This window comes from Pseudomonas sp. H3_C08 (assembly GCF_054669455.1).
On the sequence record NZ_CP162803.1, the window covers coordinates 322,956 to 343,854 of the forward strand.

18 protein-coding genes and 1 tRNA gene are annotated in these 20,899 nt (G+C 58.2%); 14 read left to right on the top strand and 5 right to left on the bottom strand.

Features of this window, described 5'->3' with window-relative positions; genetic code table 11:
* Window positions 1–19: 19 nt before the first annotated feature.
* Entirely contained in the window at window positions 20–1,090 is a 1,071-nt protein-coding gene (locus tag AB4N74_RS01570; protein WP_320337387.1) for an AI-2E family transporter, read from the top strand.
* A gap of 138 nt (window positions 1,091–1,228) precedes the next feature.
* Here the strand turns inward: AB4N74_RS01570 and AB4N74_RS01575 are convergent, their stop codons facing one another.
* Both AB4N74_RS01575 and AB4N74_RS01580 read right to left on the bottom strand, forming a co-directional pair.
* A complete protein-coding gene (locus tag AB4N74_RS01575) occupies window positions 1,229–1,702 on the bottom strand; it encodes a peroxiredoxin (RefSeq protein ID WP_093438315.1) in 474 nt (157 codons plus the stop codon).
* 10 nt (window positions 1,703–1,712) lie between these two features.
* On the bottom strand, window positions 1,713–2,273 hold the full coding sequence (locus AB4N74_RS01580) for a glycine cleavage system transcriptional repressor (RefSeq protein ID WP_034153153.1): 561 nt from the start codon (window positions 2,271–2,273) through the stop codon (window positions 1,713–1,715).
* Window positions 2,274–2,603: 330 nt separating this feature from the next.
* Here AB4N74_RS01580 and dapA point away from each other — a divergent pair, with 330 nt between their 5' ends.
* The 6 genes from dapA to AB4N74_RS01610 all read left to right on the top strand — a co-directional run bounded on the left by dapA (window position 2,604) and on the right by AB4N74_RS01610 (window position 10,176).
* Window positions 2,604–3,482, top strand: a complete 879-nt coding sequence (gene dapA / locus AB4N74_RS01585) for a 4-hydroxy-tetrahydrodipicolinate synthase (protein WP_093438308.1) — start codon at window positions 2,604–2,606, stop codon at window positions 3,480–3,482.
* Between the two features lie 17 nt (window positions 3,483–3,499).
* On the top strand, window positions 3,500–4,615 hold the full coding sequence (gene bamC / locus AB4N74_RS01590) for an outer membrane protein assembly factor BamC (protein WP_460098034.1): 1,116 nt from the start codon (window positions 3,500–3,502) through the stop codon (window positions 4,613–4,615).
* Window positions 4,616–4,621: 6 nt separating this feature from the next.
* Window positions 4,622–5,383 carry an MBL fold metallo-hydrolase gene (locus tag AB4N74_RS01595; RefSeq protein WP_099758257.1) on the top strand — a complete coding sequence of 254 codons (762 nt, stop codon included), beginning with the start codon at window positions 4,622–4,624 and terminating at the stop codon, window positions 5,381–5,383.
* A gap of 28 nt (window positions 5,384–5,411) precedes the next feature.
* Window positions 5,412–6,125 (top strand): phosphoribosylaminoimidazolesuccinocarboxamide synthase, encoded by a 714-nt coding sequence (gene purC, locus AB4N74_RS01600; protein ID WP_093438296.1) that lies wholly within the window; start codon window positions 5,412–5,414, stop codon window positions 6,123–6,125.
* Window positions 6,126–6,208: 83 nt separating this feature from the next.
* Window positions 6,209–6,298: transfer RNA gene (locus AB4N74_RS01605), tRNA-Ser, on the top strand.
* 377 nt (window positions 6,299–6,675) lie between these two features.
* Window positions 6,676–10,176, top strand: a complete 3,501-nt coding sequence (locus tag AB4N74_RS01610; protein ID WP_460098035.1) for a glycosyltransferase — start codon at window positions 6,676–6,678, stop codon at window positions 10,174–10,176.
* Window positions 10,177–10,293: 117 nt separating this feature from the next.
* Here AB4N74_RS01610 and AB4N74_RS01615 read toward each other — a convergent pair whose 3' ends face one another.
* Window positions 10,294–10,485, bottom strand: coding sequence for a YegP family protein (locus AB4N74_RS01615; protein ID WP_093438287.1), 192 nt, complete (start codon window positions 10,483–10,485; stop codon window positions 10,294–10,296).
* Window positions 10,486–10,761: 276 nt separating this feature from the next.
* On the opposite strand from AB4N74_RS01615, the gene AB4N74_RS01620 reads away from it, so the two are divergent.
* The 6 genes from AB4N74_RS01620 to AB4N74_RS01645 all read left to right on the top strand — a co-directional run bounded on the left by AB4N74_RS01620 (window position 10,762) and on the right by AB4N74_RS01645 (window position 16,464).
* Window positions 10,762–11,727 carry a glycosyltransferase family 2 protein gene (locus AB4N74_RS01620; RefSeq protein WP_257357400.1) on the top strand — a complete coding sequence of 322 codons (966 nt, stop codon included), beginning with the start codon at window positions 10,762–10,764 and terminating at the stop codon, window positions 11,725–11,727.
* A gap of 3 nt (window positions 11,728–11,730) precedes the next feature.
* Window positions 11,731–12,441 carry a class I SAM-dependent methyltransferase gene (locus tag AB4N74_RS01625; RefSeq protein ID WP_093438280.1) on the top strand — a complete coding sequence of 237 codons (711 nt, stop codon included), beginning with the start codon at window positions 11,731–11,733 and terminating at the stop codon, window positions 12,439–12,441.
* Window positions 12,438–12,824, top strand: coding sequence for a GtrA family protein (locus AB4N74_RS01630; protein ID WP_093438275.1), 387 nt, complete (start codon window positions 12,438–12,440; stop codon window positions 12,822–12,824). Before AB4N74_RS01625 ends, AB4N74_RS01630 begins: the two co-directional genes overlap by 4 nt.
* On the top strand, window positions 12,821–14,917 hold the full coding sequence (locus AB4N74_RS01635) for a DUF6311 domain-containing protein (protein WP_093438271.1): 2,097 nt from the start codon (window positions 12,821–12,823) through the stop codon (window positions 14,915–14,917). The genes AB4N74_RS01630 and AB4N74_RS01635 overlap by 4 nt, the downstream gene beginning before the upstream one ends.
* Before the next feature lie 73 nt (window positions 14,918–14,990).
* On the top strand, window positions 14,991–15,911 hold the full coding sequence (locus AB4N74_RS01640) for a LysR substrate-binding domain-containing protein (protein ID WP_093438267.1): 921 nt from the start codon (window positions 14,991–14,993) through the stop codon (window positions 15,909–15,911).
* A gap of 187 nt (window positions 15,912–16,098) precedes the next feature.
* The gene (locus AB4N74_RS01645; RefSeq protein ID WP_093438263.1) at window positions 16,099–16,464 is read left to right on the top strand and encodes a 5-carboxymethyl-2-hydroxymuconate Delta-isomerase; all 366 of its coding nucleotides are present in this window, start codon (window positions 16,099–16,101) and stop codon (window positions 16,462–16,464) included.
* Window positions 16,465–16,467: 3 nt separating this feature from the next.
* Here the strand turns inward: AB4N74_RS01645 and AB4N74_RS01650 are convergent, their stop codons facing one another.
* Window positions 16,468–17,403 (bottom strand): LysR family transcriptional regulator, encoded by a 936-nt coding sequence (locus tag AB4N74_RS01650; protein ID WP_093438259.1) that lies wholly within the window; start codon window positions 17,401–17,403, stop codon window positions 16,468–16,470.
* A 185-nt stretch (window positions 17,404–17,588) separates the two neighbouring features.
* Window positions 17,589–18,773, bottom strand: coding sequence for a cyanate transporter (locus tag AB4N74_RS01655; RefSeq protein WP_460098037.1), 1,185 nt, complete (start codon window positions 18,771–18,773; stop codon window positions 17,589–17,591).
* Between the two features lie 412 nt (window positions 18,774–19,185).
* Here AB4N74_RS01655 and AB4N74_RS01660 point away from each other — a divergent pair, with 412 nt between their 5' ends.
* Window positions 19,186–20,835 (top strand): phosphoethanolamine transferase, encoded by a 1,650-nt coding sequence (locus AB4N74_RS01660; RefSeq protein ID WP_460098038.1) that lies wholly within the window; start codon window positions 19,186–19,188, stop codon window positions 20,833–20,835.
* Window positions 20,836–20,899 lie beyond the last annotated feature (64 nt).

The window sequence follows — 20,899 nt, forward strand, 5'->3', positions numbered from 1 at the left end:
TACAATCTAAGGATTATTGATGTTCAAAGTGTTACGCGACTGGATTCAGCGCTATTTCTCCGATGAGGAAGCGGTGGTGCTGGCGGTGCTGCTGTTTCTCGCCTTCACGGCCGTGCTCACCCTCGGCGGCATGCTCGCGCCGGTGTTGGCGGGGATGGTGCTGGCGTATCTCATGCAGGGCCTGGTGGTCACGATCGAGCGTCTGCGCGTGCCGGGTGGTGTGGCGGTAGGATTGGTGTTTGCGCTGTTCATGGGCGTGCTGATGCTGTTTATCCTTGTGGTGTTGCCGTTGCTCTGGCATCAGTTGATCACCCTGTTCAATGAGTTGCCGGGCATGCTCGCCAAATGGCAGTCGCTGCTGTTGCTGCTGCCGGAACGCTATCCGCACCTGGTGTCCGATGAGCAAGTGTTGCAGGCGATCGAGGCGGCGCGTGGCGAGATCGGCAAGTTCGGCCAGTGGGCGCTGACGTTCTCGCTGTCGAGTCTGCCGCTGCTGGTGAACATCATGATCTACCTGGTGCTGGTGCCGATTCTGGTGTTCTTCTTCCTCAAGGACCGGGCCATGATCGGCGAGTGGGTGCGTGGCTACTTGCCGCGTGAGCGCGCGCTGATCACTCGGGTTGCGCAGGAGATGAACCGGCAGATCGCCAACTATATTCGCGGCAAGGTCATCGAAATCGTGATTTGCGGCGGCGTGACCTACATCGCGTTTGTCGCCCTCGGACTCAACTATGCGGCGCTGCTGGCGTTGCTGGTCGGTGTGTCGGTGGTGGTGCCGTATGTGGGCGCGGTGGTGGTGACCGTGCCGGTGCTGCTGATTGCGCTGTTCCAGTGGGGCTGGAGCGATCAGTTCATTTATCTGATGGCGGTCTACGGGATCATTCAGACACTGGATGGCAATGTGCTGGTGCCGCTGTTGTTCTCGGAGGCGGTCAATTTGCACCCGGTGGCAATCATCTGTGCGGTGCTGTTGTTTGGCGGGTTGTGGGGCTTTTGGGGCGTGTTCTTTGCGATCCCGCTGGCGACCCTGTTCAAGGCAGTGCTGGATGCGTGGCCGCGCAAGGAACCGGTGGTGGCGCCACTGCTCTAGTGGTTGATCCCGATTATTCGGTGAAGTCAGGGCCCATTCGCGAGCAAGCTCGCTCCCACACTGGATCTGTGGCGTTCACAAGTCCAATGTGGGAGCGAGCTTGCTCGCGAAAGCGTCAATGAGGGCGACGCAAAGCCATCAGGCTTTATTCAAGTCCTGCGCAGCTGCCAAAACAGCATCCACATGCCCCGGCACTTTCACGCCACGCCATTCCTGACGCAGCACACCGTCCTTATCAATCAGAAACGTGCTGCGATCTACGCCCAGGTATTCCTTGCCGTACAGCTTCTTCAGCTTGATCACGTCGAACAATTGGCAGACGGCTTCGTCCTTGTCGCTGATCAGCTCGAACGGAAACTCCTGCTTGCACTTGAAGTTCTCGTGGGACTTCAGGCTGTCGCGGGAGATACCGAAAATCTCGGTATTGGCGGCCTTGAATGCGGCGTATTGATCACGAAAGCCCTGGCCTTCTGTGGTGCAACCCGGGGTGCTGTCCTTCGGATAGAAATAGATCACCACTTGCTTGCCCTTGAGGGCAGACAGGCTGACAGTCTGCCCGCTGGTGGCAGGTGCTGCGAAATCGGCAACCGGTTGGTCGATGACAACGGCCATGAAAGTTTCCTTACATTGGGTTCTGTGGGCGCCAAGGCTCGATCAGTGCGTCCAGGTTCATCGCGTCGGAGAAGTCGAGGAACTGGTCGCGCAGCCAGCTGATCTGGGTGCCGGCGGGCAGGGTCACGGTAAATGTGGCGTTGAGCATGGTGCCGCCGGTCTGCGGCGCCTGGTACGTGTCGCAGGTCAGGTTTTCCAGTTCGACGTTGTGATCCATGAAGAACTGGCACAGCTCATTGATGATGTCCGGGCGATACGCCGAGCTGACATACGCCACGTACGGCAGGGCCTGCGGACGATTTTCCAGCGGCGCGCTGCGCACCACGTTGGCGGTGAAAGCGTGTTTCTTGGCCAGGCCCGGCAAGCTGCCTTCCAGGCGGGCGAGGGCATCCCAACTGCCGGAGACCTCGAGGACCAAAGCGCTGCACTCGCCGTGGCGAGTCAGGCGAGAAGTAACCACGGCGCAGCGATTTTCATGGCTGGCGCGGCACAGGACGTTAGTCAGCTCCATGGGGTTGGCGCCGAGGGCACTGATGACAAGGAATTGTTCGCGAACTGTGGGGGTGGACATGCAGCATTCCTAAAGCGATGAGCGGTCGGTAGGTTTAAGGGCGTTGGCCACCGGGGAGTGCCTGTTCTGGCTGTCCGTACAAAGAGGCCCGGCAAGCGCTCGCGGCTCGCTCCACTATAGCGGGAGCGCGTCGATGCGACGCAGGAACGGGGTCTGGGAGGCCGTAAAGGGAGGCTGGAACCCGGCGTACAAGCTGATCAGTACCGATCAAAGTCTGAAGGGTAGCGAAAAGCGGCGCCAAGGGGAATGGCGGCAGCGCAGTACTTCGCTTGTGCAAGCATCTTGGCGCCAGTACCATTACCGCTCTCTTTTTCCGGCAGGAGCGGTTTCATGATTGCGGGCAGTATGGTGGCACTGGTCACTCCCATGGATGCACAAGGGCGTCTTGACTGGGACAGCCTCAGCAAACTCGTGGACTTCCATCTCAAGAACGGCACCCATGCCATTGTCGCGGTCGGTACTACCGGCGAGTCGGCAACCCTTGATGTAGAAGAACACATCGCCGTCATCAAAGCCGTAGTCAAACAGGTTGCCGGGCGCATTCCGGTCATCGCCGGCACTGGCGCCAACTCGACCCGCGAAGCTGTCGAGCTGACCCGCAACGCCAAGGAAGCCGGTGCCGACGCCTGCCTGCTGGTGGTTCCGTACTACAACAAGCCGACTCAGGAAGGTCTGTACCAGCACTTCAAGCACATCGCTGAAGCGGTCGACATTCCGCAGATTCTCTACAACGTTCCTGGCCGCACGTCTTGCGACATGCAAGCCGAGACCGTGATCCGCCTGTCCACCGTGCCGAACATCATCGGTATCAAGGAAGCCACCGGCGACCTGAAGCGTGCCAAAGCAATCATCGATGGTGTGAGCAAGGATTTCATCGTGCTGTCCGGCGATGATCCGACCGCCGTTGAGCTGATCCTGCTGGGCGGCAAAGGCAACATCTCGGTGACGGCGAACGTCGCGCCGCGCGAAATGGCCGATCTGTGCGAGGCTGCGCTCAAAGGCGACGCCGACACCGCACGGGCGATCAACGAAAAACTGATGCCACTGCACAAAGACCTGTTCATCGAAGCCAACCCGATTCCGGTGAAGTGGGCTTTGGTGGAAATGGGCCTGATGCACGAAGGCATCCGCTTGCCACTGACCTGGCTGAGCACACCTTGTCACGAAACGCTCCGCTCGGCCCTGCGCCAGTGCAGCGTCCTGGTTTAATTGAGGAAGTACAACGCATGAAGCGAATGGCCGGACTTTCCGCACTTGCCTTGATTATCTCCAGCACCAGCGGCTGCGGATGGGTCTGGGGGCCGGAAGGTTATTTCCGCGACCGTGGTAGCGATTACCTGCAAGCGCAACAGACTGCACCAATGCAACTTCCACCGGAAGTCAGCACTTCCAAGCGTCTGGATCCGCTGTTGCCGATCCCGCGTAACGTTGCTGATGACACCGAGAAGGGCGAATACATTGTGCCGCGTCCTCAGCCGCTGTCGGCCGTTGCCGATGCCAGCGATTACTCGCTGCAGAAGAGCGGTGACTCTCGCTGGGTTGTGGCTCAGCACCCACCAGCCGAAGTCTGGCCAGTGGCGGTGCAATTCTTCCAGGACAACGGTTTCCGTCTGGATGAACAGCGCCCGCAGACCGGCGAGTTCACAACCACCTGGCAGCATTCCGACGAACTGTCCGCGGCCATGGCCAAGCGCCTGAGTGCAGCCGGCATCGCCAGCGACAGCGAAACCCGCGTGCGTGTGCGGATCGAGCCTGGCGTGCAGCGCAACACCAGTGAAATCTACGTGGTCAGCGCCGAGCGTCCTGCCGGCAGCACGGCCGACGTGGCCTTCACCAACCGTACGGTCAACACTGGCCTGGACGCAGCGCTGGTCGACGACATGCTCGCGAGCATGAGCCGGATCTCCGAGAAGGGCGGTTCGGTGTCGATGCTGGCCTCGCGTGATTTCGATACGCCAAGCCGTGTCAGCCTCAGCGAAGACGGCAGCGGCAACCCGGTGTTGAACGTCGGTAACGATCTGGATCGTGCCTGGTCGAGCGTTGGCCGTGCACTGGAACAAGGCGAATGGCGCGTTGAAGACATCAACCGTAGCCTGGGCCTGTACTACATCAACCTGGCCGAAAAAGCCGAGAAGAAAGACGACAAGCCTGGTTTCTTCAGCAGCCTGTTTGGCAGTGCGCCGAGCAAGGAAGAAGTTGAAGCCCGTGCCGAGCGTTATCAGGTTCGCCTGAGCAAGGTTGGCGAGAACATTCAGGTGACCGTCGAGAAAAACATCAACACCGTCGCGCCGGCTGAAGTGGCACGCAAAGTGTTGAGCGTGATTCAGGACAACCTGGGCTGATCAACCATGCGTTTTGCCGTTCTCGGCAGCGGTAGCCAAGGGAACGGCACGCTGATCGCCAGTGCTGATACGTATGTGCTGGTGGATTGTGGTTTTTCCCTGCGGGAAACCGAAAAACGCCTGTTGCGCCTGGGTGTGAACCCGGCGCAACTGAGCGCGATACTCGTAACCCACGAACATGCCGACCACGTGCATGGCGTGGGTTTACTGTCTCGGCGCTACAATCTACCGGTCTACCTCAGTCGCGGCACACTGCGCGGGATGCGCAAACCGATTGAACCCGCAGGCTTTCTGGCCGGCGGCGAGCAACTGCAGATCGGTGCACTGAGCATCGGGGTCATTGCCGTGGCCCATGATGCGCAGGAACCGACCCAGTACGTCTTCAGTGATCACCAGCAGCGGCGCTTCGGCCTGCTGACCGACCTGGGTTCCTACTGCGAGCGGGTGCTGGATGGTTATCGGGACCTCGATGCGTTGATGATCGAGTCCAACCATTGTCGCGACATGCTGGCCCGTGGTCATTACCCGTACTTTCTCAAGCAGCGGGTGGGCGGCGAGCTGGGACATTTGAACAACCATCAGGCGGCATTCCTGGTGTCCGAGTTGGGCTGGCAGGGCTTGCAACACCTGGTCCTGGCCCATCTGAGCAGCAAGAACAACCTGCCGCAGCTGGCCCGGCAATGTTTTGTCGACACCCTCGGGTGCGACCCGGACTGGCTGCAACTGGCCGATCAAGATTCAGGGCTCGACTGGCGCCACATCGCCTAGCCCACCTACTTAGCAAGCGGAGCCCATCATGGAAAAACGTGAAGAACTCTACCGCGGCAAAGCCAAATCGGTTTACAAGACCGACGACGCTGACCGCTTGATCCTGCTGTTTCGCAACGACACCTCGGCGTTCGACGGCAAGCGCATCGAGCAGCTCGACCGCAAAGGCATGGTCAACAACAAGTTCAACGCCTTCATCATGCAGAAACTCGAAGCGGCCGGCGTACCGACCCAATTCGACAAACTGCTGGCCGACAACGAAGTGCTGGTCAAGAAGCTGGACATGATCCCGGTCGAGTGCGTCGTGCGTAATTACGCCGCTGGCAGCCTGGTCAAGCGTCTGGGCGTTGAAGAAGGCCTGAAGCTCAACCCGTACACCTTCGAACTGTTCCTGAAGGACGACGCCAAAGGCGACCCGTTCATCAACGAATCCCACGTCGTGGCCTTCGGTTGGGGCACCGCCGAGCAACTGGCGCGCATGAAAGAACTGTCGCTCAAGGTCAACGAAGTCCTGACCAAGCTGTTCGATGACGCCGGCCTGCTGCTGGTCGACTTCAAGCTTGAATTCGGCGTGTTCAGCGACGGCTCCATCGTCCTCGGTGACGAGTTCAGCCCGGACGGCTGCCGTCTGTGGGACAAGGACACCAAGAAGAAGATGGACAAAGACCGCTTCCGTCAGGGCCTCGGTGACGTTATCGAAGCCTACGAAGAAGTCGCCAATCGTCTGGGTGTACCGCTTTAATCGACGCAAGCATCTGATAGCACGAAGAAAATTTCGAAAGAGGGTTTGCTTTCGGTAAAAGTGTTGTTATGATGCGCGCCGTTGGAGAGATGCCAGAGTGGCCGAATGGGACGGATTCGAAATCCGTTGTACCTTCACCGGTACCTAGGGTTCGAATCCCTATCTCTCCGCCATTACATAGAAAAAGCCCCGTAGATGAAAATCTACGGGGCTTTTTCGTTTCTGCGAATCCAGTATTCGTGGCGATAGCGCTGAAGCGCGTCGTGCATGGTGAGGTCCTACGCAGAGAGGCAATTTAAGTAAACACAGCCTCTGCCGACATTAGAGACACAACGTTCACAGGACTCACCGACCCATTTAAAGCCGCGCTCGCAGAGTAGGGGCTGTCATTTTTGGCCAGCGATCGGCTGCCAAATCACACCTGTCGTCGTTTATCCTCTGTCCAGTCATGAGGCCAGCGCTCTCACTAAAGTGGATACTTGCTCACCTCGGCCGTGAAAGGCGCATCCAGCGAGTTCCAGCCTCGCTCCCTATTTGAATTGGTTTGAATATGAAAATTCCACCATCAGCCCAAGGTGCTCACCGCGTTTCTGAACGTCAGTCCGTCAAGTCAGGCAGCAGCGCCGCACCCCACGTCGAAGACTGCGAAGTGCTGGTTGCGCAGCCGCCAGCGTTCGAGGATGGCGAGCCGCCAGTCGGCGTGGTTATCCATGCGTATTACCCCGAAGTGCTGAAAGATATTCTGCGTCGTTTGATTAAACAGACTGAACGCCTGCACCTCTACGTAACCTGCGTAGCCGGTCGTGAAGATGAGATCTGTGCTCAACTGACGGCCAGCACACTGAGTTTTTCGCTATACCGGGTGCCGAATCACGGCAGGGATGTTTTGCCGTTTCTGCGGGTGCTGCCGTTCTTGCGTGCCGATAACATCCGCATGCTGGTCAAGCTGCACACCAAGCGTTCGCTGCACTTGGGCGGGGAGATCGATTGGGGCGTTGAACTATTCGATGATCTGCTGGACCCGGTACGATTCAGTCGAGCGCTGGAACACCTGGCCGACCCGGTGCATGTGCCGATGCTGGGTCCTCAGCGATACCTGGTGCCAGTCACCCGATTCCTCAGCGAAAGCAACCGCGCGTTGCTTGTCACCCTGGCCGAGCGTGGCGGTATTGAGCCGCAGGGCATCAACGAAGCGGATTATTTTGCCGGCACCATGTTCTTTGCGCGCATTGAAGTGTTTGCGCCTTTGGAGCGGATTCAACTGACGGGCAGCGATTTCGAAGTTGAAAGTGGCCAGCTCGACGGCACCCTGGCACACACGTTAGAGCGTTTTTTCGGCGTTCTGGCGAATGTTGGCCGGCAGCAGCGCAATATTGACCTTTATCAGCGCTGGCTGGCGAGTCGGCAACTGGCCGCCGTCGAGGTCGAAGGTTTGCCCGCGCGACTGGCGAGCTGGCCGCGGCAACCGGACGTGTTGTTGGTGTTGACCGACACTACGGGTGATATCGGACTGTTGCGTTCGAGCCTGGAAAGCATTGACCGCCAGCTTTATCGGGCGGCGGCCATCGTGGTGCTCTCCAATGCCGAACCTGTAGGCGTGACGCCGGCCGATAATCTGGTCTGGCTGCCGTTGGCCGAATCGTGGCCGAGCCAGCTCAATGAACTGTTACAGGAGATCGACGTTGACTGGTGGTACCTGTTGCGTGGCGGAGACGAACTGGATCCCCACGCGCTGCTTTTGCTCGCCGAAGGCATCGCGCTCAATCCCGGTGTCAGCGCATGCTACAGCGATGAAGACTCACTGACCGCTGAAGGCTGCCAGAGTCCGGTATTCAAGCCGGATTTGAATCTGGATATGTTGCGCAGTTATCCCTATGTCGGCCGCGCACTGGCTTTCAGTCGCGAGGCCGCGCTGTCTGCCGACGGCTTTGATCCAGCCTTCAGCGAACTGGCGCCCCATGATTTGCTTTTTCGGCTGATTGAAACTCACGGTCTGGGCACTGTCGGGCACCTCGCGGATGTGCTGGTGCATCAGGCCATCAATTTCCCTCAGTGGCTCGGTGAACCGCAAGTCATCGCGAACTCGGCAGCCATCGTCGGGGCGCACTTGCAGCGTCTGGGCGTGGCGCATGAGCTGCTGGCCGGACCTTTGCCAATGGCGAATCGTGTGGTCTACCAACATGCGGAACAGCCGCTGGTGTCGATCCTCATTCCCACCAAGGACTGCCTGCCGATGCTGCTGCGCTGCATCGAAAGCATCATGGAGAAAACCAGCTACACGAATTACGAACTGATCATCGTCGACAACAACAGCGAAACAGCCGAGGCCCGGGACTGGTTCAATGGTATGGAGCTGTTGAACAATCCCAAGGTGCGCATCCTGCGTTATCCGCACCCGTTCAACTATTCGGCGATCAATAATTTTGCGGCCAGCCATGCCCGCGGCGATTACCTGGTGCTGCTCAACAATGACACGGCGATCATTGATGGCGACTGGCTTGGTGCACTGCTCCATCACGCCCAGCGGCCGGAAGTGGGGATAGTGGGCGCCAAACTGTTATTCCTCGACGGGACTATTCAGCATGCAGGTGTGGTACTCGGGTTGCGTGGCGTTGCAGACCACCCGTTTATCGGCGATTCAATGCAGTCCAACGGCTACCTTCACCGCTTGCATCTTGATCAGAATTACAGCGCGGTCACCGCCGCCTGCCTGATGATCAGCACCGAGCTGTACCAGCAAGTGGGGGGGATGGACGAGGTCGGCCTGGCCGTTTCCTTTAACGATGTGGATCTGTGCCTGAAAGTCGGCCAGGCTGGACGGCTGATTGTCTGGACACCCTATGCGCTGCTCGTTCACGAAGCCAGTGTGAGCCAGAACAACGTTGACACGACCAAGGAGGAAGCCAAGCGCAAACGGTTCAAGGGCGAACAGTCGGTGATGTACCAGCGTTGGCTTGCGCAAATCGCCAACGATCCGGCCTACAACCGCAACCTGACCCTGGAGGGCAGTGGCTTTTCCTCCAAATACCGTACCGACACTGATTGGCACCCGTTTGCCAGTCGTGAGTTGCCTCATGTGCTGTGCCACCCTCTCGACTCTTTCGGCAGCGGACACTACCGCGTGCGTCAGCCTTTCGCTGCCCTGAAAGCTGCGCAACTGATCGGCGGAACGGTAAGCGACGAGGGACTGCAACCGACAGAACTGGAGCGCATTGCGCCGGACACGATCATTTTCCAGGGACAGCACACAACGCCTCATCTGGAGTACATGCAGGACACCAAGGCATTCTCCAGGGCGTTCAAGATTTACGAGCTGGATGACTATATTCTTGACGTGCCCGCTGGCAACTTGAACCACGAATTGCTGCCCAAAGACATCACCAAACGCTTGAAGAAAGCCGTAGGGCTGTGCGATCGGTTGGTGGTGTCTACCGAGCCGCTGGCCAATGCGCTGAAGGGCTTCAATGCCGACATCCGGGTGATGGAAAACCGTCTGCCGAGCCATTGGTGGAGCGACCTGACCAGCCAGCGCCAACAAGGCCGCAAGCCTCGGGTTGGCTGGGCCGGCGGCTCGAGTCACAGCGCCGACCTGCAAGTCCTTGCCGAAGTGGTTCGTGCGCTGGAAGGAGAAGTTGAATGGGTATTCATGGGGATGTGCCCACCAGTACTGCGTCCCTATGTCCATGAGTTCCATAGGGGGGTGAGTATCGAAAAATACCCGCAAAGACTGGCTGAGCTGAACCTCGACCTGGCTTTGGCACCTCTGAAAGACAACTTTTTCAACGCCTGCAAAAGCAATTTGCGCTTGTTGGAATATGGCGCCTGTGGTTTCCCCGTGATCTGTTCGGACATCCCTTGTTATCGGGGTGATTTCCCGGTGACGAGGGTCAGGAACCGTTCGCAAGACTGGATTGCCGCTATTCGCGAACATCTGGCTGAGCCCGATGCCAGCGCCAAGGCTGGAGACGCCCTGCGCAGCGTTGTACTCAATCAGTGGATGCTCAAGGACGAACATCTGTTGGCATGGCGAAACGCCTGGCTGGCGGACTGAACAAGAGGCCAGCGTTGCGCGCTGCTTCTTCAATGTCTTTCGATACAAGCCCGAAAAAAAGCCTCACAGCCTTAAAGCTGTGGGGCTTTTTCATATCTGCAGGATCGTGCAGAGCGGCTAGATCTCCTTGACCGGCGTCTCCCCCCGCACAGCCTTGATCAGCCCGATCACATGCATGCAATCCGCCTTGTTCACATACGACTCGCCACTGGCGATGGTCTCGTGGTTACCCGCTCTCAGTCTCCAGCGCCATTGTCCTTTGCCGGTGCTCGGGGTGCCTCTGGATTGCCTGTAAATCTCGAAATACATTCAGTTCGCTCCATGCGATTCATTGTGCGACAGCCGCTGTGGCGCATGGTCGCAAGCCTAGCGCAGACGGCTTTTTTGGCTATCGGACATTTGTTTCCAATCGTTCGCGGATGTTTCTGAAGGACGCGGGCTAGAGCGCAGCAATAGGCCTGTGGATTGGCCAAAATGACGCCGTCTGATCCTTGCAACACCGTCGACGCTGCTGCTTAATACGGGACGGCTCATGGCGTCGAATATCGTTCGGCGACCGACAAACACTATAAGAAGAGCACTCCTTTGACTGAGCACGGAACGCAACAGGCCGGGCGGGTGACGTTATCGCTGGTGGTCCCCGTTTTTAACGAAGAGGACAGCCTCGACACGTTTCTGCGGCGCATCAATGAAGTCTTTCAGACGCAGGCGTTGATCGACCTTGAACTGGTATTCGTCAACGACGGCAGTACCGATGCCACGCTTGAGCGCCTGCTCGAACATCAGCGGGACGATGCGCGTCTGCGTATCGTCGATTTGAGTCGCAACTTCGGTAAAGAAGCAGCGTTGTCCGCCGGTTTGCAGATCGCGACCGGGCAAATCGTGGTGCCGATCGACGCTGATCTGCAGGACCCGCCCGAGGTCATTGTGCAGATGATCGAGTGTTGGCGAGAAGGTTTTGAAGTGGTGCTCGGTCACCGCATCAGCCGTCGCAGCGACACCTGGGCCAAGCAGACATCAGCGCACTGGTTTTACCGCCTGCACAACAAGATCGCTGAACAGCCTTTGCCCGAGAATGTCGGCGATTTTCGTCTGATGGATCGCTGCGTGGTTGATGCCTTGCTGACCCTGCCGGAGTCCCGGCGCTTCATGAAAGGCCTGTTCGCCTGGGTCGGCTTTCGCACCACTCACGTCGATTACGAGCGCCCGGAGCGCGTGGCGGGGCAGAGCAAGTTCAATGGCTGGCGCCTGTGGAACTTCGCGCTGGAAGGCATCACCAGTTTCAGCACTGAACCGTTGCGGATCTGGACGTATGTCGGCGCACTGGTGTCGCTGGTGTCATTTGCCTTCGCCATATTCATTGTCCTACGCACGCTGATTCACGGTATCGACATGCCCGGTTATGCCTCGCTGATGGTGGCCGTGACCTTTCTCGGTGGACTGCAATTGATCGGCATCGGTGTGCTCGGTGAGTACCTGGGCCGCACGTATATCGAATCCAAACGCCGGCCGGTTTTTCTGGTGCGTCGCGTCTATGACCCCAAGGACTGACACATGGATCTCAAGGAAACCGACATCCTCGGCGACGCCATCAACGAGCACTGGTATTACTGCTCCAAAGCCGCCGCCACCCGGCGTTTGCTGGGAAATGCACCCATCAGCCGAATCCTCGATGTCGGTGCCGGCTCGGGATTTTTCTCCCACCATTTGCTGACGCACACCGATGCACGCGAAGCATGGTGCGTGGATATCAGCTACCCCGCCGACTCCAGCGCGACCACCGCCGGCAAACCGGTGCACTACCGTCGCGGGATCGAAACCATCGAGGCCGATCTGGTGTTGCTGATGGACGTGCTGGAGCATGTCGATGATGACCTCGGTCTGCTCAAGATGTACGTCGACAAAGTGCCATCGGGCAGCCGGTTTCTGATGACGGTACCGGCATTCCAGTTCTTGTGGAGTGGCCACGATGACTTTCTTGAGCACAAGCGCCGTTACACCCTGGCGCAGTTCGAAACCCTGGCGCGTGATGCCGGTTTGACGGTGCAGCGCGGTGCCTATTATTTCGGCGCGGTGTTTCCGATTGCGGCGGCGTTGCGCTTGCTGCCGCAAGGCGCGCAAGCCCAGCCGCCGCGTTCGCAACTCAAGCGTCATCATCCGCTAGTGAACGGTGTTCTCAAGACGCTATGCAGTCTTGAACTGCCGTTGATGGGCATCAACCGTCTGGCCGGGTTGAGTGTGTTCGTGTTGGCGCAAAAACCGTGACCTCAACCGAAAAGTCAGCGCTGCTCCAGCGCGGTTTGCGCTTTGCTGTGACCGGTTTGTTTGTCACGGCTCTGCATGCGCTGGTGGCGGTGCTGTTCATCAACTTCATTACTGCGCAACCGCCGCTGGCCAACGGCGTGGCGTTCATCGTGGCGACGGTGATGTCCTACGTGATCAATACCACCTGGAGTTTCTCGGCACGTTTGCATGGCAGAACGTTACTGCGTTTTCTGCTGGTGTCGGCGTGCGGGTTTCTATTGGCGATGCTGGTCGCCTGGGTGGCGCAGATGGCCGGGCTGCACTATCTGCTGGGCATCGTTGCGGTGGCACTGACGATTCCAGCGTTCACCTTTGTCTTGCACAATTTCTGGACTTATCGATGAAGGCTTCACCAAACCATCCTGCGCTGGGCGTGTTGCCTTTACTGCTCGGCGTTCTGGCATTTTTCTGTGTGATCGGGCCGCAAGCGCTGGATCCGCAAAACATTGCCTGGCTGGAGCAGGGCGATCCGGCGACGCATTATCTGGGCTGGGAATATTTTCGCCATTCACCCTGGACCTTTCCGCTCGGACTCAACCCTTCCTATGGTCTGGAGCTGGGCAGTTCAATCATCTTTTCCGACTCCAATCCGCTGCTGGCGTTGCTGTTCAAACCGTTCAATGCGTGGTTGCCGGCGACTTTCCAGTATTTCGGTCTGTGGCTGCTGGCGTGTTTCGTGCTGCAAGCCTGGTTCGCCTGGAAACTGCTGGGGCTGATGACCGGCAATCCGCTGATTCGTTTGCTGGGTACCGGTTTGCTGGTGGTTTCACCGCCGATGTTTCTACGCATGGGCGGACACCTTTCCCTGTCCGGGCATTTTCTGATTCTGGCGGCGCTGTACCTCGCGTTGTTGCCGAACCTGTCTCGACGACGCCTGGCCTGGGGCGCGTTACTCGCGGTGACGGCGATGGTGCATGCGTACCTGCTGGCGATGGTGGCGCTGATCTGGGTAGCAGATCTGCTCGGCAAAACTTTCAGCCAACAACTGACTCGGCGTCAGGGGCTGCTTGAAGGCGTTTCGCTGTTTGCCGTGGTGAGTGTGTGTTGCTGGCAGGCCGGTTACTTCGCCATTGCCGACGGCGGGCAATCCGGCGGTTTCGGGTTGTACCGGATGAACCTGTTGTCGCCACTCGACCCAGCGGGCTGGTCGTTCATCTTGCCGGATCTGCCAAAAGCCAGCGGCGATTACGAAGGCTTTAATTATCCGGGGCTGGGTGTGCTGTTGCTGGTGCCGTTGGCGCTGATTGCCTTGCTGAGAAATCGCCAGCCGCTGAAGGATGAGCTTCGCGTTCGCCCTTGGCTGTTGCTGGCGTTGATCGGTTTATCGTTGTTTGCGCTATCGAACCAGATCGGTGTCGGCGCGCACACGTTCAGCTATCCGCTGCCGAAAATCGCCCTCAAACTGGCCAATATTTTTCGCGCGTCGGGGCGGATGTTCTGGCCCGTCTTGTACGCGCTCATCCTGATGGTGATGTTCCTGCTGGTACGCGGTTACCGGCCACGTATCGTCGTCGCGTTGTTGGCACTGGCATTGACGATACAGATTGTCGACACGCGCAACGGCTGGATGGGCTTGCGCAACAGCAAAATGATGACGCCCGCCGCAGAATGGCCAACGCCGATGCGTGATCCATTCTGGGTGAGTGCGGCGGCGCATTACCCGAACGTGCGCAGTCTGATGCCACAGAATCAGTCCGAACGCTGGCAAGTGATTGCCGATTTCGCTGCGACCCATGGTCTGAAAACCGACGCGGTCTATCTGGGACGCATGAGTTCAACAGCGCTGGATCAGGCTCGGCAGAAAACGCAGCACATGCTCGAATCAGGGCAATACGATGCCGACTCGTTGTACATCCTCGACGACTCCGTGCTGGCCGATGCCGCCAGATACGTCAACAGTGAAACGGATCTGCTGACCCGAGTGGATGGCCTGGTGGTGCTGGCGCCGGGCTGGAAGCGTTGTTCGCAGTGCCTGAGCGTGCCTGATGAAGGACGCCGAATGTCATCGCTGGCACTGATGCGTCCCGGTCAGGCGCTGATCTTCAACTACTCCGCCCGGCAGTTGACCAGCGGTTGGTCGACCCCGGAAAACTGGGGTACATGGTCGGCGGGGCAGCAGGCGCAGGTCGACTTGCGGGTGTCACCCGAGGCGCGTTCGATTGCGCTGGAGGTCATGGCATTCGTTTTGCCGCAACACCCGGCGCAGCGAGTGATTGTCAGTTTGAATGGCGAGCAGGTACTGAGCACGCGGCTGGTGCAACATCAGGATAATCATCTGGAGATCCCTATCAGTCCTGCGATCCGTCAGCATCTGGCAGACAATGATCGCCTGACGATCGAGCTGCAATTGCCCGACGCCATCAGCCCTGAACAACTGGGCATCAATGACGATTCACGGGTCATGGCGCTGGGCTTGAAACGCCTGACGGTGAACTGACGCAGCGTGGTGATGGACGCCGGGGCCCCGGCCTTTCTACACTGCCGGTATTCCGGGGGGCAGGGGGCAATGGATGAACCGCAATGAACTACGCAAGGCTGACATCAACCTGATGGTGGTGTTCGAGACCTTGATGCTCGAACGCAACGTGACCCGGGCGGCCGAGAAGCTGTTTCTCGGCCAGCCGACCATCAGCTCGGCGCTCAATCGCTTGCGCACCATGCTCAATGATCCGCTGTTCATCCGCGTCGGTCACCGCATGGAACCGACCGCCCGCGCCGAAGATATTTTCCGCCATCTCAAACCTGCGCTGGATTCGCTGTCGGTGGCGCTGAGCCTGACCCGCGATTTCGATCCGGCCGTGAGCACCATGACGTTTCGCATCGGTCTGTCCGATGACGTCGAATTCGGCCTGTTGCCGCCGCTGTTGCGTGCGCTGCGCCAGGAAGCGCCGAACGTGGTGTTTGTGGTGCAACACGTCGATTACTGGCGCATCCCCGATCTGCTCGCGGCGGGCGACATCACGGTCGGCATCAGCCAGACCCGAGGCTTGCCGGCCAATGCCAAGCGCAAATTGCTGCGGCACATCCAGCCGAGCATCCTGCGCGCCGACGCCAGCGATACACCGCTGACGCTGGATGAATATTGCGCGCGCCCCCATGTACTGGTTTCGCACACGGCCAACGTCAGTGGTTTTGCTGATGAGTGGCTGGCCGAACTCGGTCGTACTCGCCAAGTGGTGCTGTCGGTGCCGCAATACAGCGCGTTGCCGGCGCTGCTGGCGGGCACTGACTTGATTGCCAGTCTGCCGGATTACGCGGCGGCAGCCATGGCCACTTCCGGATTGCTGTTTAAGGAGCCGTTTCCGTTTAAAACACCGACGCTGGATTTGTCGATGGTCTGGCTCAGCCACGTCGACAGCGATCCGGCGGAGCGCTGGTTGCGCTCCAGGCTGGAGCAGTTCATGAGCGAGCGGCCACTGACGCCATCCTGAGCCATAACACACACTTTGTGGGAGCGAGCTTGCTCGCGAAAGCGGTGTATCAGGCACCTTAAGTGCCGCTGAACGATCGCATTCGTGAGCAAGCTCGCTCCCACATTGATATGTGAAAGTCCCCGGGAAGGTAGGGCAGAGCTGTGCTATATGTACGACCTTTCTGCCAACTGACTGGGGACCTGCAATGCCACACCTGCACATGGAATACACCGCCAACCTGCCGCAGTTGAACGCCGATGTCGCGTTGATGCGGCTCAACAACACCCTGGTGGGCTCTGGTCAGTTCGCGGCGGAGTTCGATATCAAAAGTCGTGCGGTGAAAGTCGAGACCTTCAAGGTCGGAACCGCCATGGCCGAGCGCGCCTTCGTCTATGTGAAGCTGGCGCTGCTCAGCGGGCGTTCGCCGCAGATCAAGAAGCAGTTGTCAGAGAGCCTGTTGGCAGTCTTGCAGGACCTGTGCGAATGGCCGGCCGGTGTCGAGGTGCAGTTGTGTGTCGAACTGGTCGACATGGATCGCGAGTCCTACAGCAAAACCGCGATTGGTGTGTAGGACTCAGGCCGCTTCGAGTTCGCTGCACACCTTGACCACCTGCTCGCGCAACCACAGGTTTGCGCTGTCCTGATCAACGCTCTGGCTCCATTGCATGTCGAGGGTAAAGCCCGGCAAGCCATTTGGCGCCTCGCAGTGATTGAACACCGCCTCGTTGGTCAGTAAACGCTGGATACGGCGCGGCAGGGTGAGGATGAAGTCGGTCCCCGTGATCATTTTCAATGCCGCGCTGTAGCTGTTCGAGCGCGCGACGATCTGACGCTTCTGCGCCTGCCGCGCCAGCCAGCCATCGACCATGTTGGTGGTCGACGTCCATGGCGTCGGGAACACGTGCCGGCGTTCGGTAAAAGCCTGCAGGCTCAGGCGTGGCTCCAGTGGCGTGGCGCGTTTGTCGAAGACGCAGACCAGATCGTCCTCCAACAGCATTTGTGATTTCAGGTCAGCGTGATGACGGTGGAAGTTGGGGCCGAAGCTGATCACCAGATCGAGGCTGCCGTCGCGCAGCTCATCCGCCGGGACATCGGTCTCGAACTTGTGCATGTTGACCATCACCGGCAAATCATCGAAATCGAAACGCTTCAGCAGGCGCGGCAGGATCAGTTGCTCGAAGTATTCCGGGGCGCAGATGTTGAAGGTGACGGCTTGTCGGGTCGGGTCGAACGTGGGGGCACCGGCGTGGCACAGGTTGATGCTTTCGAGGATCTTCTGCACATGCCCGTACATGGTGCTGGCCTTGTAGGTCGGACGCATGCCGGTGCGGGTGTTGATAAACAGTTCGTCTTCGAAACTGGTGCGCAGTTTTTTCAAACAGTAGCTGACCGTGGACTGGCTGACGAACAGGGTTTCTGACACATCGGTGACGCTGCTCTGCTCATAAACAGCGACAAACACCATGAGATCCTGCATGTCGAGCTTTCTAAGCAAGTTACTGTTCAGCATCCGTTCCGTCTCGCTGTGCTCCTTGCGCTGAATCCGCGCAAACGTGTGCGAATGATCCTAACGGAACGATGGTGCCAGGACAAAGCCCTGTAGGACGTTTCACAGTCAGTTGTGGGACAGAAAGTTTTAGTAACACGACGTCTCGGGGCAAACCGCAGAAAGATGGCCAGAGGCCTTTAGCCCGATCAGGAAAAGTGCCTCGCGTAATGCCGGGGATCGAAGCGCCATACCATCAACAGCATCACCACCATTACCGCGGTCAATGACCACCACGCCCACTCGAAGCTGCCCAGTTGATCGCGGATCATTCCAGCCAGCAGCGGCGAGAGACCAGCAATCAGATAGCCAATGCCTTGCACAAATGCAGTCAGGCCACCGGCACGTTGCGGGTTGTCGAGATGATCAAGCGAGACAATCAGGCTCATCGGGAACAACCCGCCAATGCCCAGCCCCAACAGGCATGGCCACAGCAGGCTGAATTGTTGCGGGCTGAGGATCAGGCCGCAAAATCCGCCGATGATCAGAGCCAGTAGCGTCATCAGAATCACACGCCGATCCCGGCTGCGATTGGCGATAGCCGGAACCACCAGACCGGAAATCACCTCCATGGCCGTCAGCAAACCCAACAGCAGCCCGGCGTTCTGTTCGCTCCAGCCGTTTTCCACGTAGTACGGCGCGAGCCAAGCCAGCACGCAGGTATAGGACGCTGTCCCCAGACCAAAGAAGAGGGCCAGCAACCAGGCACGGGAATACTTGAAGAACGAATCCTTGCCGGCTGTCGCCGTCACCGTGGAGGACAGCTGGTTGCGTTGCGACCACCAGAACAGCAGAGCGATGAATGCCAGGATCGCCCAGATCGCCAAACCGCCGCGCCAGCTCCCGGTTTGCAGCATCACCAGCGGTGCGAACGAGGCCGCAATGGCCGCTCCACCCATGATCGACGTGACATATAAACCCATGCACAGCGCGACATTGTCGGCGAAGCGCGATTTGATCAGCTTCGGCATCAATGCCTGAATCAACGCAATGCCGACGCCAGCCAGCACCGCGCTGACGATCATTTCGGCTGCCGATTCGATAAACAGCCGCGACAGCGTCGCCAGGCCAATGATCAGCAAGGACAGCAACACCGTCCGTTGTTCGCCCAGCCGCTGACTGATGCCAATGCCGAAAAACATCGCCAGACCCATCGCCATCACTGGCAGCATGGTCAGCAGTGACGCGACGCTGAAACTCAGCGGGATGTCAGTGCGAATGGCCGACAGTAACGGACCGAGCGCCGCCATCGATGGACGCAGATTGAGGGCGACGAGCATGATCGCGAGCATCAACCAGACAGCGGGGCAAGCGGTAGCGCGGACGTTTTCCATCATCAGACCTTTGGGTGGGGCAGATGATTAAGCGCGGAGCGGTCTGGTCCGGGCAAACCAGAAAACCCACAGCCGTATTTAAAAAGTCGATATTCCCACTCTCTGTGGGAGCGAGCCTGCTCGCGAAAGCGGATTGTCTGTCGGCAAAAGTGTTGAATGTGCCGGCCTCTTCGCGAGCAGACTCGCTCCCACAATGGACCGCCGTGCTGTTTTTCTGAATAAAACCCGAACCATTCTCAAATACGTCACCCGTTTCATCGCTTTGCCGAAAGCCAACTAATCGTTGGCGTCTTTTTCACAAAAAATTGATGGTTGCCTGATTAAAGTTTCTCGTGCCTTAGTTAATGAAATTTTCACAATCGAAATTTCTGTCATTGACCGAGGCTCTTCTTTTCAGGAATCGCCCATTTCTATGTTGAAGTTAAAAGCCGTGCGCCCGGAATGGGTGACGTTGATTGCCAGCGCCTTTCTTTTAATTGGCTGCAATTTTGTCCTTTGGCAGCACCTGTTCGAGATCACCGCCGCCGATGGCAAGGGCATCGCCATGCGCGTGGCGTTCGGGGTGATGATCCTTGCGGCATTCAACATCGTGCTGACGCTTCTGGCATTCCGTCCGTTGCTCAAGCCGCTGTTGTCCCTGATATTTCTGATCAGCGCCGGCGTGGCTTATTTCATGAGTCAATATGGCGTCATGATCGATGCCGGCATGTTTCGCAACTTTGCCGAAACCAATGCAACGGAAGTGCGTGATCTGCTCTCGTTGAAGTTGTTTGCTTATATTCTGTTGCTCGGTGTATTACCGTCCTGGTTGTTGTGGAAAGTGCCAGTCAACTATCGTCGATGGCACCGTGAGTTAATCAGCAAAGTTATTGTCGGTGTTGCTTCTGTGGCGGTGATTGGTGGGGTGGCGCTGGCCAACTATCAGGGCTTGTCATCGCTGTTTCGCAATCACCACGAAATTCGCTTGATGCTGGTGCCCAGTAATTACATCGGTGCTTCGGCGGGTTATCTACGTGAGCAAGTGGTCTCGGCGCGGCAGCCATTCATCAAGATCGGCGAGGACGCCGAGCGCAATCCGGATGTGAAGCTTCAACCGCGTAAATCGCTGACCGTGCTGGTGGTGGGTGAAAGTGCCCGGGCGGAGAACTTCGGCATCCTCGGTTACCACCGTGACACCACGCCGACACTCGATAAGGAAGCCGGCCTGATCGCTTTCACTGACGTGCATTCCTGCGGGACGGAAACGGCGGTATCGGTGCCGTGCATGTTCTCCAACATGGGCCGCAAGGATTATGACGCCAGCAAGGCGAAGAATGAGGAAGGCCTGCTCGATGTGCTCAAACGTGCCGGTATCGATGTGATCTGGCGTGACAACCAGTCCGGCTGCAAAGGCACTTGCGACCGGGTCACCCTGCAAGATGTCAGCAACCTGAAAGACCCGGCGCTGTGTGCCAACAGCGAGTGCCGCGACGAAATCCTCCTGCAAGGTCTGCAAAGTTTTATCGACCATCTGGACAAGGACACCGTGCTGGTTTTGCACCAGATGGGCAGTCACGGCCCGGAATACTTCAAGCGTTATCCCAAGGAATACGAGCACTTCACCCCGGTGTGTGAAAGTAACGCGCTGAACAATTGCAGCCGCGAAAGTATCGTCAACGGTTACGACAACACGCTGGTGTATACCGATCACGTGCTGTCGAGCCTGATCGATGTATTGCGCAGCAATCAGGACAAAGTTGATACCGCGATGTTGTACCTGTCGGACCACGGTGAGTCGCTTGGCGAGTACAACTTGTTCCTGCACGGTACGCCTTACATGTTGGCGCCAGAGCAACAAAAGCATGTAGCGATGCTGGCGTGGTTCTCCGATAACTATCAGAAGGCTTATTCGGTCGACACGCATTGCCTGCAAATGAGCCGCGACAAACCACTGAGCCAGGACAACCTGTTCCACTCGATGCTTGGCCTGCTCGAGGTCAGGAGCAAGGTCTATCAGCCGGGTCTGGACATGTTTGCCGGTTGCCGTGGTGCGGTGATCGACGGCGTACTCGCCAAGGACTGAGGCCAATCGGCTCCGTCGTTCTGATACGACGGGGCTTTCTGCTTCTTTTGTCAGACTATTCTTG

What these genes read in the sequence shown, in the direction of transcription:
- AB4N74_RS01570 (WP_320337387.1), top strand. Translation starts at nt 20, where the DNA reads ATGTTCAAAGTGTTACGCGACTGGATTCAGCGCTATTTCTCCGATGAG.
- AB4N74_RS01575 (WP_093438315.1), bottom strand. Translation starts at nt 1,702, where the DNA reads ATGGCCGTTGTCATCGACCAACCGGTTGCCGATTTCGCAGCACCTGCC.
- AB4N74_RS01580 (WP_034153153.1), bottom strand. Translation starts at nt 2,273, where the DNA reads ATGTCCACCCCCACAGTTCGCGAACAATTCCTTGTCATCAGTGCCCTC.
- dapA (WP_093438308.1), top strand. Translation starts at nt 2,604, where the DNA reads ATGATTGCGGGCAGTATGGTGGCACTGGTCACTCCCATGGATGCACAA.
- bamC (WP_460098034.1), top strand. Translation starts at nt 3,500, where the DNA reads ATGAAGCGAATGGCCGGACTTTCCGCACTTGCCTTGATTATCTCCAGC.
- AB4N74_RS01595 (WP_099758257.1), top strand. Translation starts at nt 4,622, where the DNA reads ATGCGTTTTGCCGTTCTCGGCAGCGGTAGCCAAGGGAACGGCACGCTG.
- purC (WP_093438296.1), top strand. Translation starts at nt 5,412, where the DNA reads ATGGAAAAACGTGAAGAACTCTACCGCGGCAAAGCCAAATCGGTTTAC.
- AB4N74_RS01610 (WP_460098035.1), top strand. Translation starts at nt 6,676, where the DNA reads ATGAAAATTCCACCATCAGCCCAAGGTGCTCACCGCGTTTCTGAACGT.
- AB4N74_RS01615 (WP_093438287.1), bottom strand. Translation starts at nt 10,485, where the DNA reads ATGTATTTCGAGATTTACAGGCAATCCAGAGGCACCCCGAGCACCGGC.
- AB4N74_RS01625 (WP_093438280.1), top strand. Translation starts at nt 11,731, where the DNA reads ATGGATCTCAAGGAAACCGACATCCTCGGCGACGCCATCAACGAGCAC.
- AB4N74_RS01635 (WP_093438271.1), top strand. Translation starts at nt 12,821, where the DNA reads ATGAAGGCTTCACCAAACCATCCTGCGCTGGGCGTGTTGCCTTTACTG.
- AB4N74_RS01640 (WP_093438267.1), top strand. Translation starts at nt 14,991, where the DNA reads ATGAACCGCAATGAACTACGCAAGGCTGACATCAACCTGATGGTGGTG.
- AB4N74_RS01645 (WP_093438263.1), top strand. Translation starts at nt 16,099, where the DNA reads ATGCCACACCTGCACATGGAATACACCGCCAACCTGCCGCAGTTGAAC.
- AB4N74_RS01650 (WP_093438259.1), bottom strand. Translation starts at nt 17,403, where the DNA reads ATGCTGAACAGTAACTTGCTTAGAAAGCTCGACATGCAGGATCTCATG.
- AB4N74_RS01655 (WP_460098037.1), bottom strand. Translation starts at nt 18,773, where the DNA reads ATGGAAAACGTCCGCGCTACCGCTTGCCCCGCTGTCTGGTTGATGCTC.
- AB4N74_RS01660 (WP_460098038.1), top strand. Translation starts at nt 19,186, where the DNA reads ATGTTGAAGTTAAAAGCCGTGCGCCCGGAATGGGTGACGTTGATTGCC.